At 54.2% G+C, this 12,809-nt stretch carries 11 protein-coding genes; 6 read left to right on the plus strand and 5 right to left on the minus strand.

What is annotated here, in order from left to right; translation table 11 throughout:
* The first annotated feature begins 1 nt into the window (after position 1).
* From kdsB to murB, 3 genes are read left to right on the plus strand one after another with little or no spacing between them, the layout of a single operon-like run.
* A complete protein-coding gene (gene kdsB, locus MWU64_RS03765; protein ID WP_247061179.1) occupies positions 2-787 on the plus strand; it encodes a 3-deoxy-manno-octulosonate cytidylyltransferase in 786 nt (261 codons plus the stop codon).
* A complete protein-coding gene (locus MWU64_RS03770) occupies positions 780-1,259 on the plus strand; it encodes a low molecular weight protein-tyrosine-phosphatase (RefSeq protein WP_247061181.1) in 480 nt (159 codons plus the stop codon). Before kdsB ends, MWU64_RS03770 begins: the two co-directional genes overlap by 8 nt.
* Complete coding sequence (gene murB / locus MWU64_RS03775) at positions 1,256-2,287, plus strand: UDP-N-acetylmuramate dehydrogenase (RefSeq protein ID WP_247061193.1); 1,032 nt, start codon at positions 1,256-1,258, stop codon at positions 2,285-2,287. The genes MWU64_RS03770 and murB overlap by 4 nt, the downstream gene beginning before the upstream one ends.
* Positions 2,288-2,339: 52 nt before the next feature.
* Here the strand turns inward: murB and MWU64_RS03780 are convergent, their stop codons facing one another.
* On the minus strand, positions 2,340-4,073 hold the full coding sequence (locus MWU64_RS03780; protein WP_247061195.1) for a proline--tRNA ligase: 1,734 nt from the start codon (positions 4,071-4,073) through the stop codon (positions 2,340-2,342).
* Positions 4,074-4,197: 124 nt separating this feature from the next.
* Between MWU64_RS03780 and MWU64_RS03785 the strand changes: the two genes are divergently transcribed.
* Complete coding sequence (locus MWU64_RS03785) at positions 4,198-4,821, plus strand: TetR/AcrR family transcriptional regulator (RefSeq protein ID WP_247061197.1); 624 nt, start codon at positions 4,198-4,200, stop codon at positions 4,819-4,821.
* Here the strand turns inward: MWU64_RS03785 and MWU64_RS03790 are convergent.
* Positions 4,809-5,306: an Lrp/AsnC family transcriptional regulator gene (locus MWU64_RS03790; RefSeq protein ID WP_247061199.1), complete on the minus strand. Its 498-nt coding sequence runs from the start codon at positions 5,304-5,306 to the stop codon at positions 4,809-4,811. The genes MWU64_RS03785 and MWU64_RS03790 overlap by 13 nt on opposite strands.
* 137 nt (positions 5,307-5,443) lie before the next feature.
* On the opposite strand from MWU64_RS03790, the gene leuA reads away from it, so the two are divergent.
* Entirely contained in the window at positions 5,444-7,138 is a 1,695-nt protein-coding gene (gene leuA, locus MWU64_RS03795) for a 2-isopropylmalate synthase (protein ID WP_247061201.1), read from the plus strand.
* 104 nt (positions 7,139-7,242) lie between these two features.
* On the opposite strand, the gene MWU64_RS03800 is transcribed toward leuA, so the two are convergent.
* The 3 genes from MWU64_RS03800 to xseA all read right to left on the minus strand — a co-directional run bounded on the left by MWU64_RS03800 (position 7,243) and on the right by xseA (position 11,096).
* Positions 7,243-7,452 carry a cold shock domain-containing protein gene (locus MWU64_RS03800; RefSeq protein WP_114333539.1) on the minus strand — a complete coding sequence of 70 codons (210 nt, stop codon included), beginning with the start codon at positions 7,450-7,452 and terminating at the stop codon, positions 7,243-7,245.
* A 311-nt stretch (positions 7,453-7,763) separates the two neighbouring features.
* Positions 7,764-9,638 carry a propionyl-CoA synthetase gene (locus tag MWU64_RS03805; RefSeq protein WP_247061202.1) on the minus strand — a complete coding sequence of 625 codons (1,875 nt, stop codon included), beginning with the start codon at positions 9,636-9,638 and terminating at the stop codon, positions 7,764-7,766.
* Positions 9,639-9,746: 108 nt separating this feature from the next.
* Positions 9,747-11,096, minus strand: coding sequence for an exodeoxyribonuclease VII large subunit (xseA, locus tag MWU64_RS03810; protein ID WP_247061204.1), 1,350 nt, complete (start codon positions 11,094-11,096; stop codon positions 9,747-9,749).
* Positions 11,097-11,310: 214 nt separating this feature from the next.
* On the opposite strand from xseA, the gene guaB reads away from it, so the two are divergent.
* Positions 11,311-12,774 carry an IMP dehydrogenase gene (gene guaB, locus MWU64_RS03815; RefSeq protein WP_247062038.1) on the plus strand — a complete coding sequence of 488 codons (1,464 nt, stop codon included), beginning with the start codon at positions 11,311-11,313 and terminating at the stop codon, positions 12,772-12,774.
* Positions 12,775-12,809: the final 35 nt, after the last annotated feature.

Below are 12,809 nucleotides of genomic sequence, written 5' to 3' on the forward strand. Positions count from 1 at the left end.
TATGTCTTTTACTGTCGTGATTCCCGCTCGATTCGCGTCTAGCCGGTTGCCAGGTAAGCCGTTGGCGATGATTGCTGGCAAACCCATGATTCAGCATGTCTACGAGCGCGCTCAGGAAAGCCGGGCGGGTCGTGTCGTGATTGCAACGGACGATTCGCGCATTGAAGAGGCGTGCCAGGCGTTCGGGGCAGAAGTTGTGATGACTTCACCTAACCACGCCAGTGGCACAGACCGGCTCGAAGAAGTTGCCCGTGCGCTAGAGCTCGAGTCCGATCATCGAGTTGTGAATGTCCAAGGCGATGAGCCGCTCTTGCCGCCCGCTTTGATCAATCAGGTGGCTGATAATCTGGAGCTTTACCCAGACGTTGCGATATCGACTTTGTGCGAGCGCATTCACGACGCTCAACAGGTATTTAACCCTAACGTGGTTAAAGTGGTGTTCGATGCTCAGGGCATTGCCCATTACTTCAGTCGTGCCCCGATTCCCTGGGCTCGCGATGCGTGGCCTCAGATTGCCAGCGGCGGAGAAATCGATTTACCCGATGGAATCGGTTACTTCCGTCACATTGGCATCTATGGGTATCGGGCCAGCGTGCTGGGTGACTTTGTCAGTTGGGCGCCCGCGCCAACCGAGCAGGTGGAAGCGTTGGAACAATTACGGGCGCTTTATAACGGTGCCAGTATCCATGTAGATGTCGCGGAGCGGCCCCCCGCGCCGGGCGTGGATACAGAGGAAGATTTAGAGCGAATTAGAAAGTTGATGGAAGCCGGAGGGCGTTATGTCTGAATCCGTTCGGGTTCTTTTTGTCTGTTTGGGAAACATTTGCCGTTCGCCCAGCGCGGAAGGCGTGTTTCGCAATCTGGTCACCGAGCAGGGGCTGGCCGATAAAATCTTTATTGATTCGTGCGGTACGGCTGACTGGCATACCGGAAAGTCGCCCGACTCTCGCTCTATTGAAGCGGCAGGGCGCAGGAGGATTGATCTTTCGGGTCTGAAAGCGCGTCAGCTCCAGTCAAACGATCTCGACACCTTTGATTATGTTTTGGTGATGGACCGCTCTAATCTGGCCGATGTGCGGGATATTTGGCGCCAGAACGGCGGTACTGAGCCAAAATTGTTTCTTGAATTCGGACGCTCGAATGAAGTAGAGGTGCCGGACCCGTATTACGGTGGTGGCGAAGGTTTCGAACATGTTCTCGATTTGATCCAGGACGCCAGTGAAGGGTTACTGGAGCATATTCGAGGAAAGCTGGCTTGAGCTACGGCCTGAATATCCGCGAACGGGTCGATTTGAAAGACCTGAACACGATGGCAATCGCCGTCAACGCCCAACAGTTTGTCGATATCGAAAATGCCGATCAGCTGGTCGAAGCTCTCGACCTGGCTGCTGACCGGCAGCTTGAAACGCTGGTGTTGGGTGGTGGCAGTAACCTGGTTTTTGCCGGTGACTTCGAGGGGCTTGTCTTGCACATGGCGCTTCGGGGGCGACGCTGGGAGCAGGTCGAAGGCGAGACGGCGGTGCTGGCGCTGGCCGCAGGTGAAAACTGGCACGATGCGGTGCTCTACGCCGCGCGCTCCGGCTATCGGGGTATCGAGAATTTGGCGCTTATTCCCGGAACGGCGGGCGCTGCTCCGGTTCAGAATATTGGTGCCTATGGCGTGGAATTATGCGATACGCTGGTTAGCGTAACGGCGCTGGATTGCGATTCACGCAAAACGGTCACATTAACTGCTGAAGACTGCCAGTTTGCCTATCGCGACAGTTTTTTTAAACGCAATCCGGGGCGATACATCATCCTTGAGATACGCCTTCGGCTATCCCGTTCGACATCTCTTAAACTAGGATATCGGGATCTTCAGGACTATCTGAGCGATGTTGATACAGCAAAGCTTAGTCCGCTGGAAGTGGCTGAGGCGGTTATGGCAGTGCGCCGGCGAAAACTGCCGGACCCCGATACCTTGCCAAACACCGGCAGTTTTTTCAAGAATCCGGTGATCGATCAGGCCCGGTTCGAACAGCTGCAAAAGCGGTTTCCGGATGTGGTGCATTATCCTCTGACTGATGGTGTCAAACTGGCGGCGGCTTGGTTGATTGATCAGGCTGGCTGGAAAGGCTATCGCAACGCCCGAGTGGGTATCCATAATCGACAGGCGTTAGTGCTGATAAACCATTCGCAAGGCACGGGTGAGGATGTGCTGACGTTGGCAGAGGATGTGCGAAGATCGGTGCGGGAAAAGTTCGGGGTAGAGCTGGAGGTCGAGCCGGGTATCATCGGAACACGCTAATAGGATTGGAACATTCCGGGTAACCACTCGGGCTACCCGGAATGTTTGCGTCTTACAGGCTCGCTTTCGGCGAAGCTTTCATCAGCACAGGCAGTGCGTCTTCTACCGCAATATCCTGTTTGTCTTCATCACGACGGCCTTTGTATTCCAAAGTGCCAGCGTTCAGACCACGCTCCGAAATAACGAACCGGTGCGGAATGCCCATCAGCTCCATGTCCGCAAACTTCACGCCGGGGCGCAGGTTGCGGTCATCCAGAAGTACGTCATAACCCGCTTCAAGCAGCTCGTTGTAAAGCTTTTCGCCAGCTTCGGCAACGGTCGGTGCTTTGTGGGCGTTCAGCAGCACAATGGCAACCTGGAAAGGTGCAATCGCGTCTGGCCAGATGATGCCTTTGTCGTCATGGTTTTGTTCAATGGATGAGGCCACGATGCGTGACACGCCAATGCCGTAGCAGCCCATTTCCATAACGACCGATTTTCCGTTTTCATCCAATACGGTGGCATTGAGCGCTGAGCTGTACTTGTTGCCCAGCTTGAAAATGTGGCCAACTTCGATGCCGCGACGAATTTCCAGTGTGCCGTTACCGTCCGGGCTTGGATCACCTTCTACAACGTTACGGATATCTTCAACGCGGCCTACCGGAACATCACGCTCCCAGTTAACGCCCGTCAGATGATAGTCGTCTTTATTGGCGCCGCACACGAAGTCTGCCAGATGGGCCGCGCTGCGATCGACAATGGTCGGGATCGGCAGGTTGACGGGGCCGATTGAGCCCGCTTTGCAGCCAATGGCTTTCTCGATCTCTTCATCGGCGGCCATGGTCAGAGGTTCAGCCACGCCCTGCAGATTTTCAGCTTTGATGTCGTTCAGGGTGTGGTCGCCACGCAGGATAAGCGCAATCAGGCCGGCTTCACCATTCTCGTCGGCCTCAGCTTTCACAATCAGGGTTTTCACGCTGCGCTCGGCGGGCAGGCCCAAGAATTCGGATACAGCTTCAATGGTTTTCTGACCCGGGGTGTGCACTTCTTTCATTTCTTCTGAAGCTGCAGGGCGGTCGCCGGCTGGCGCAATCGCTTCCGCTTTCTCGATGTTTGCTGCGTATTCACCGCCTGTGCTGAATACGATGGCGTCTTCACCAGAAGAGGCCAGTACGTGGAACTCGTGGGAGCTACTGCCGCCAATAGAACCAGAGTCTGCCTGTACCGGGCGGTAATCCAGGCCCAGACGATCAAATATGTTGCAGTAAGTCTGGTGCATGAGCTGGTAGGTGTCGTCCAGCGATGCCGCGTTAATATGGAAGGAGTAGGCATCCTTCATGATGAATTCACGGGCACGCATTACGCCGAATCGTGGACGGCGTTCATCACGGAATTTGGTTTGAATCTGGTAAAAGTTCGCAGGCAGTTCTTTGTAGCTTTTGAGCTCGTTGCGAACCAGATCGGTGATCACTTCTTCATGAGTCGGGCCTACGCAGAAATCCCGGCCATGACGATCGTGCAGGCGAAGCAACTCGCCACCGTATTGCTCCCAACGGCCGGATTCTTGCCATAGCTCGGCCGGCTGAACCGCAGGCATGAGTACTTCCTGGGCTCCACTTTTGTCCATTTCTTCACGTACAATCCGTTCTACTTTGCGCAAGGTTCTTAGGCCTAATGGTAGCCAAGAGTAAAGGCCTGCGGCCAACTTACGGATCATGCCTGCGCGTAGCATCAGCTGATGGCTGATAATTTCCGCGTCAGAAGGAGTCTCTTTTTGGGTGGCAATCAGATAACGGCTAGCTCGCATCGTGTCTTCCGCTTTATTGAAAAGTGGGGATTGGACTAATTGGCAGTGGTACTGGCCCGAAACTGCCTTTCATTGTCTTAAAGTGAGCGTTATTGTACGGAGCCTGCCCCATAAGGTACAGATGATGACAGACGAATCTATAAATGTAGCGCCGCGCCGAAAGCCTGTACAGGCGCGTAGCCGAGAACGTGTCGATACCATTCTCCGCCATGCGGCCGAAATCTTTCACGAAAATGGTGTGGATGGCACCAGCATGTCGGCCATCGCCCGCCAATCGGGGATGTCGCTGGCTTCGCTCTATCGCTACTTTCCAAACAAAGCAGCCATTGTTCACGCGCTCGCGGAAGGGCACGTTGAAAAAATGGAAACAGCGCTGCGTGAGCGCCTGCAAGAAGTCGGCTTGTCTGAAGCCGTCGACGTGCTGATCGACCTTTTCTACGAGTTCTATCGAACTGAACCGGCTTATTCGGCGATCTGGAGTGGCGTTGAATCAATGCCGGAACTTCGTGAGCTGGATCTGCGGGAGCTCTACAGTAACGCCCGGGATTTTGATGCGCGGCTCAAACAGGAGTTTCCCGGTATACCCGATGAGCGCCGTTGGACGGCTAGCCTGTTATTGCCACGCTCTGCAGGCTCCATTCTCAGGCTGGCAGCGACTTTGCCTGAGTCGCAGGGGGCTTTGCTGGCAACCGAGCTCAAATGTATGGCCCGCGCCTATCTAATGGAGCTGATTCGTCAGGACAAGTAACCCAAAGGCAGGGCGGTACTGTCGATGACTCGCCGCAATACGAAACTTGAGTGAACACCGCTGACGCCGGGTATGCGGGTGATGTGGTTGAGCAAGAACTGGTGGTAGTGGTCCATATCCGGTACCACAACTTTTAACATGTAATCCGCACTCTGCCCGGTGATCAGATAACATTCCTGTACTTCCGGGTAGTTTGCAATCTGCTCCTCGAAATCTGCGAACCGTTCCGGGGTGTGTCTGTCCATTCCGATCAGAATGACGGCGGTCAGGGCTAATCCTAGTTTCTTGTGGTCTAGGATCGTGGCGGTTCGGATGATGATACCCGCTTCTTCTAATGACCTAACCCGGCGTAGGCAAGGCGAAGGCGAAAGACCGACCTTCTCGGCGAGTTGCTGGTTGGTTAGTGATCCATCTCTCTGCAATTGTTCGAGAATCTTTCTATCAGTTTTGTCTATTTTAGCTAACGCTTTGTCGTTGCTTGGCACAATATTTCACCATTCGAGTTGATCTGGCAATATTTTGCCATACCTTTTGCAGCTTCGGCTAAAATTCGCAATCGAATGGCGCAATAAGTTAGTTAAACTGTCGTTATCTCTTAGATCAGTGAAAGGAATTGTCAGACATGGCTTTTGATCATCGGAAATACGCTCCCTTTAAGCCCGTAGCCAAGAAAGATCGCCGTTGGCCTGATGCGGTCATTGAGAAGGCGCCTACCTGGTGCGCCGTGGATTTGCGGGATGGCAACCAGTCTTTGATCAAACCGATGTCGGTTGCGCAAAAGCAGCGCCTGTTTGACTTGCTGGTGAAGCTGGGGTTCAAGGAAATTGAAATAGGGTTTCCGGCGGCCAGCCAGCCAGACTTCGATTTTTGTCGGAAGCTTATTGAAGAGAATCGAATTCCGGCTGATGTCACCATTCAGGTGCTGACACAGGCTCGCTCGGAATTGATTGAACGTACCTACGAAGCTCTTGATGGTGCCAAGCAGGCCATTGTGCATGTTTACAACTCCACCTCTACGGTTCAGCGTGAACAGGTATTCGGGCTCGATCGTGACGGCATCTGCGACATCGCTCGCAATGGAGCTGCGTTGGTCAAAGAGATCGCGGGACGTTATCCGAACACCGAGTGGGCATTCCAGTATTCTCCCGAAAGTTTTACCGGCACCGAACTGGATTTCGCTGCAGATGTTATCGATGCAGTCACCGAGGTGTGGCGGCCGGATCAAGGGCAACCTGTGATCATCAATTTGCCGGCTACCGTTGAAATGTCAACGCCGAATGTTTTCGCAGATCAGGTGGAATGGATCTGTGAAAACATCCGGTACCGGGATTACTTGAGCATCAGCGTTCATACCCATAACGATCGCGGCTGCGGCGTGGCGGCAGCGGAGCTGGCGGTCATGGCCGGTGCGGATCGGGTTGAAGGCACCTTGATGGGTAACGGAGAGCGCACAGGTAACATGGATTTGGTCACAATGGCCATGAACTTGTATTCCCAAGGTGTTGATCCTGAACTGGATCTGTCTGGTATGGCTGAGATTACCGAAGTGGTAGAAGCCTGTACTGAGATCTCCACACATCCTCGTCATCCCTATGCTGGCGAGTTGGTCTTTACGGCGTTTTCGGGTAGCCACCAGGACGCGATCCGAAAATGTCTGGCACAACGCAAAGACGGGGATGTGTGGAATGTTGCTTACTTGCCAATTGACCCCGCCGATCTGGGCCGTCGTTATGAAGAGGTGGTACGGATTAATAGCCAGTCCGGTAAAGGTGGTGTGGCCTACGTGTTGGAGCGCGATTACGATATCAGCTTGCCTAGATGGTTGCAGATTGAGTTCAGCAAGGTGGTCCAGTCGGAAGCCGAAACCAACGGTGGCGAGATTGACTCAAACACCATTCATCGCCTCTTCGAAGAGCGGTACCTGAAGGTAGCGAAAGACTGGGCGTTGCGTACTTACAACCTGCATCGTGACGATGATGGCGTTCGAGCCGATGTGGTCGTTGGCGCAGATGAATCGTCTGTTGCCTTGGAAGGTCGAGGCCTGGGTGCGGTTGAGGCCGTTTCAGATGCGCTTACCGGTCGATTTGGCGTCTCCATCGCGGTTGAGGCCTACGATGAGTTTGCGTTGGGTGAGGGGACGAAAGCGAATGCTTTGGCTTGTATTCGTTTGAATGCCAACGGCAGGCTTTGTAGTGCGGCCGCACTGGCTGAAGATACAACTTCGGCGACCTTGCAAGCATTGTTCTCAGCGGTGGCTCAGGAAGTTGGCGAGCAGATGCCTGCGTCAGCTGAAAGCTCGGAGCCCGTCTCCGCTTAATGGTTGTTATTTTAGCTAGAATGGAAACCAAAACAGCCGGCACGAATGCCGGCTGTTTTGTTCCGTCTGCCCGTGAGGGGCATCAGGCAGTTAACATAAGCCTTTTATAGCGGCGTTACGTTCTCTGCCTGCGGGCCTTTGGGGCCCTGAGTAACGGTGAACTGCACTTGCTGGCCTTCGGCCAATGTGCGGAAGCCGCCGGAGTTGATTGCGCTGTAGTGAACGAAAACGTCACTGCCGCCTTCCTGCTCAATAAAGCCAAAGCCTTTAGCTTCGTTGAACCACTTAACCTGGCCAGTTTTTGTATCAGACATTGATCTATCCTGTACTTACTAAAAGGTTTGCCCTCACGGGACCATGCATGCTGAATAATTCGGGAGGTTCTGATGAAAGGGGCAACGAAAAGCCGGGGGCAGGACGTTGGAGCACATTCGCCAAATACCGCTGCAGAATTACACAGCAATTTCAGTATAGACCGACTTTACCGTCCGTCAATTTTTTATTTGTCGCATTCGAAAGTTTTTTTGTCATAAAAAACAATTGTTTGTGACTTCTTGGGAAACACAAGACCACCTCCGCAATGGAGGTAGTCTCGAATCGTTTCTGCGGAGGTGCGTTTGGCAGGTCAGTGCCTGAGAGCTTCGCTGATTTCCTCCAGAATGGCCGGATCATCTATCGTACTTGGTACGCTGTATTCTTCCTGATCGGCAATCTGACGAATGACTCTCCTCAGAATTTTGCCTGATCGCGTTTTAGGCAGACGCTCAACCACGATCGCGCGCCGGAAACAGGCTATCGCGCCAATTTTTTCTCGCACCATCTCTACAAGCTCTTCTTCGAGTTCATCCGGGTCGATGGTCGCGCCGTCTTTAATGAGCACCAAGCCAATGGGTAACTGGCCTTTGAGGTCGTCGTGGGCGCCAACAACGCAACACTCTGCGATTGCCGGATGAGAGGCGACCACTTCTTCCATCTCACCGGTTGAGAGGCGATGGCCTGCCACGTTAATGACATCGTCGGTTCGACCCATGATGAAAACGTAACCGTCTTCGTCAATGTAGCCGCCATCGCCTGAACTGTAGTAGCCCGGAATCGGGCGGAGATAACTGTTCAGGAAGCGTTCGTCGTCGCCCCAAACGGTCATCAGGCAGCCGGGGGGCAGCGGGAGTTTAACGGCGATCTGGCCTTGCTCACCATCGGGAACGACAGAGCCATCCATGTTGACCACGCGCACATCGTAGCCCGGTGACGGTACGGTTGAAGAGCCGGGTTTGGTGGCCATCATTTCGATTCCGGCCGGGTTGCAGCAGATTGCCCATCCGGTTTCGGTTTGCCACCAGTGATCCAGAATCGGAAGGTTGGTGTTCTCTTTCAGCCATTCGTAGGTAGGCGGGTCCAAGCGTTCGCCGGCCAGATAAATCCGCTTCAGTGACGAGGTGTCGTATTTGCTGAGCTGTGTGGCTTCGGGGTCTTCCTTCCGAACCGCGCGAAAGGCCGTAGGGGCGGTAAACAGTATGTCTACCTTGTGGTCCTGGATGACTCGCCAGAAGGCCCCCGCATCGGGCGTTTTAATGGGTTTGCCTTCGTAAAGCACCGTGGTGCAGCCGGCGAACAGCGGACCGTAAACAATGTAGCTGTGCCCAACAACCCAGCCAACGTCGGAGGCTGCCCAATACACATCCCCGGGTTTCGCATCGTAGACCAGGCTCATGCTGTACTTGAGCGCAACGGCATGACCGCCGTTATCCCGAACTACGCCCTTGGGTTTGCCCGTGGTCCCCGACGTGTAGAGGATGTAGAGCGGATCGGTGGCGTTCACTGGTACGGGGTCTGCGGGTGCGGCGTTTACGCATAGATCGTTCCAGTCCCGGTCCCGGCTGGCTTCCATGCTGGCTTTTGCTTGTGGACGTTGGAACACCACGCAGATCTCGGGCTTATGGCTCGATTGCTCGATGGCTTTATCCACTAGCGGCTTGTATTCAATCACGTTGCTGATTTCGATACCGCAAGAAGCGGTGATGACGGCTTTTGGAGTGGCATCATCAATTCGCACAGCCAGTTCATGAGCCGCAAACCCGCCAAATACCACCGAGTGGATAGCGCCAAGACGCGCGCAGGCCAGCATGGCAATGGCGGCTTGGGGGATCATTGGCATATAGATAATGACCCGGTCGCCTTTTTGTATGCCTTGCGCTTTCAGTGCGCCTGCGAAAATTGCAACTTCGTCGCGCAGTTCGTTGTATGTGTAAGTTTTCTGGGTGTTGGTGACCGGCGAATCGTAAATAAGGGCGGCTTGGTCGCCACGGCCAGCGCGAATATTGGCATCCAGCGCAACATCACTGGTGTTCAGTGTTCCGTCTGGAAACCATTCGCCGTGACCGTTTTCGAGCGGCCGCCAGATGGTGTTGGGTGCCGAGGCCCAATCGATGTGGCGGGCTTGTTCACGCCAGAAGTCGTCACGTTGATCGATGGAATGGCGAAATGCGGAGTTGTAGCTCATAAGCTCCACCTTAGTTGAGCGGTTTTTATTTTATGTTTGGTTCCGTCAACTGTAGGAGTTTTGAGGGGCTGAGCTAGTAGACCATAGGCGTAGTAAGGGGCGATTAGTTTACCGTGGCTCAATCTCTGTAACGCTCGCCGAAATATGCCCTTGGCCGAATTGGGTGCGAATGGTGTCGCCTGTTGAGAGTTGGTTTGCGTTTCGGACGATGTCGCCGGATTCGTTTTTGACAATGGCGTAACCTCGGCCGAGCGTGGCGAGGGGGCTGACAACATTCAGAGTTTGCGCCTGCAGCTGGAGCTTGTCTTGTTGCAGTCTTAGGTTGTGCTGTATCGCCGCATGCATGCGTTCACTCAGTCTGACCACTTGCTCTTGTGTACTGAAGAGGAGTTTCTGGGGAGATTGGGTTTCGAGTCGCTGGGCCAGGTGGCTGGTTGCAAGCGACTGGTGTTCCATTTTTTGCCGCATGGCCTTGTTCAGGCGCATGTCGAGCTCGTCCATGCGCTGTGCTTTGTCCTGCAGTTCCCGGCGAGGGTTCCGAAGGCGAGCGCTAAGGTGTCCCAGTTGGTTTTCCAGTCGTTTAAACAGGCGTTGGGCCGAGTGACCCAGGCGCACCTGTTGTTCATTCAGGCGGCGAAGCCAGTCTTGTTGGTCCGGAGAGATTTTCTCGGCGGCGGCTGACGGGGTCGGAGCCCGCAAATCGGCCACGAAGTCGGCAATGGTGACATCAACTTCGTGACCAACAGCGCTGACCGTGGGGATAGGGCAGTTGGCAATTGCCCTGGCTACCGCTTCCTCATTGAAGCACCACAAATCTTCGAGAGAACCGCCGCCCCGACCGATGATCAGAACATCTGCGACATTGTGCCTTTGCGCGCGCTCGATGGCGTTGACGATTTCAGCGGTAGCTGCCTGGCCCTGAACGGCAGTTGGATAAAGTGTCACGGGAATGGCAGGACAGCGTCGCGCAAGTACGGTCAGGATGTCGTGAATTGCCGCGCCCGTGGGCGAGGTGACCACGCCAATGTGTCTAGGGGTCGGAGGCAGTGGTTTTTTATTGGTTGGCTCAAACAAGCCTTCTGCTTGAAGCTTTACTTTAAGTGCTTCGAACGCTTGCTGCAGCGCGCCCAGGCCAGCCGGTTCCATGTGCTCGGCAATGATCTGAAAATCGCCGCGATTTTCGTACAGAGTGACCTTGCCGCGAATGCGAATTTGGTCGCCTTCGCGGGGCAGGGTGCGAATGCGTTGGTTGGCGCCTCGAAACATAGCGCAGCGAATCTGGCATTTTTGGTCTTTTAGCGAGAAATACCAGTGCCCGGAAGATGGTCGCGACAGCCCCGAAATTTCGCCTTCGACCCATACCTGCATAAAGCTGGTTTCCAACAGGCGGCGAGCCTGACGGTTCAGTTCACTGACGCTAAGAGCGTGGGGTCGGGTGTCCGGGTAGGCGGGGGTCAAAGTCGGGCTCCGTGGATTTTATACGCAATAGCCGAGAAGGTGACGGGTAAAAATAACGGAAATTCAGAAAGATGCAACCTGATGGTAAGAACCCCGTGGTTTACTGTGTTCTGTCACCACTTTATAATAGATCGATTAAGGATTTCGCTCTGCCACACCGCGTCTGGTGTGGCTCTGGAGCACCCAACTTAGCATGATCAAAAGGCGGACCCAAATGCTGCGTATTGCCGAAGAAGCCCTCACGTTTGACGACGTTCTGCTTGTGCCCGGATTTTCCGAAGTGCTTCCTCACCAGGTTGACCTGAAAACTCAGTTGACCAAAGGGATTACTCTGAATATTCCGTTGATTTCTGCCGCAATGGATACGGTAACCGACGCCGAACTGGCGGTCGCGATGGCCCAGGAAGGCGGTATCGGTATCATGCACAAGAACATGACGGTAGAGCAGCAGGCCGCAGAAGTGCGCCGAGTCAAGAAGCATGAAAGCGGTGTGGTTAAAGACCCGATTACTGTAACCCCGGACACCACCGTTCGCGAGCTGGTCGATATCACCATGGCAAACAATATTTCCGGGCTGCCGGTTGTCGATGGCAACGATCTGGTTGGTATTGTTACTGGCCGTGATATTCGCTTTGAGAGCCGGATGGACACCCCGGTTCGGGATATTATGACCAGAAAAGAAAATCTGGTGACAGTGAAGGAAGGCGCTGACCTTGTTGAGGTAAAAGAGCTTCTGCACAAACACCGCATCGAGAAGATTCTGGTTGTTAACGACAACTACGAACTGCGCGGCCTGATTACCGTTAAAGATATTCAGAAAGCCAAAGATTACCCGATGGCTTGTAAAGATGATCAGGGGCGCCTGCGTGTTGGAGCTGCAGTTGGCACCGGTGGCGATACAGAAGCCCGTGTACAGGCATTGGTAGAGGCCGGTGTCGATGTGATTGTTGTGGATACCGCGCATGGTCACTCCAAAGGCGTTATTGATCGCGTGCGCTGGGTTAAAGAAAACTATCCGCAGGTGCAGGTGATTGGCGGCAACATTGCCACTGCAGACGCGGCCATTGCCTTGGCAGATGCTGGCGCTGATGCCGTGAAAGTAGGGATCGGCCCCGGCTCAATTTGTACAACGCGTATTGTCGCGGGTATTGGTGTGCCCCAAATTTCCGCGGTATCGAATGTTGCCGCAGCTCTGAAAGATCGCGGTGTTCCGCTGATCGCGGATGGTGGTGTACGTTTTTCCGGCGACATTGCCAAAGCGGTTGCAGCGGGCGCGAACTGCGTCATGATTGGCAGTCTGTTGGCGGGTACTGACGAAGCGCCGGGCGAGATCGAATTGTTCCAGGGCCGTAGCTACAAAGCTTATCGTGGCATGGGTTCTCTTGGTGCAATGGGGCAGGGCTCCAGTGACCGGTATTTCCAAGATGCCAGTAAAGGCATTGAGAAGCTGGTGCCGGAAGGTATTGAAGGCCGCGTTGCCTGCAAAGGCCCGATGCGCAACATTATTCACCAGCTGATCGGTGGCTTGCGTGCTTCTATGGGGTATACCGGTAGCGCGAACATCGATGAGATGCGTACCAAACCGGAATTTGTCCGTATTACCAATGCGGGTATGCGTGAGAGTCACGTACACGATGTGACCATCACCAAAGAAGCTCCAAACTACCGCATCGGTTAATTATTGCTTGATTTAACACAGCCCGGTTTCCGGGC

The sequence above is a fragment of the Marinobacter sp. S0848L genome, from assembly GCF_023016065.1.
GTDB lineage: Bacteria > Pseudomonadota > Gammaproteobacteria > Pseudomonadales > Oleiphilaceae > Marinobacter.

Bases quoted from the DNA above. Each gene is read 5' to 3' on its own strand.
- kdsB (WP_247061179.1), top strand. From the start codon at position 2: ATGTCTTTTACTGTCGTGATTCCCGCTCGATTCGCGTCTAGCCGGTTG.
- MWU64_RS03770 (WP_247061181.1), top strand. From the start codon at position 780: ATGTCTGAATCCGTTCGGGTTCTTTTTGTCTGTTTGGGAAACATTTGC.
- MWU64_RS03780 (WP_247061195.1), bottom strand. From the start codon at position 4,073: ATGCGAGCTAGCCGTTATCTGATTGCCACCCAAAAAGAGACTCCTTCT.
- MWU64_RS03785 (WP_247061197.1), top strand. From the start codon at position 4,198: ATGACAGACGAATCTATAAATGTAGCGCCGCGCCGAAAGCCTGTACAG.
- leuA (WP_247061201.1), top strand. From the start codon at position 5,444: ATGGCTTTTGATCATCGGAAATACGCTCCCTTTAAGCCCGTAGCCAAG.
- MWU64_RS03800 (WP_114333539.1), bottom strand. From the start codon at position 7,452: ATGTCTGATACAAAAACTGGCCAGGTTAAGTGGTTCAACGAAGCTAAA.
- MWU64_RS03805 (WP_247061202.1), bottom strand. From the start codon at position 9,638: ATGAGCTACAACTCCGCATTTCGCCATTCCATCGATCAACGTGACGAC.
- guaB (WP_247062038.1), top strand. From the start codon at position 11,311: ATGCTGCGTATTGCCGAAGAAGCCCTCACGTTTGACGACGTTCTGCTT.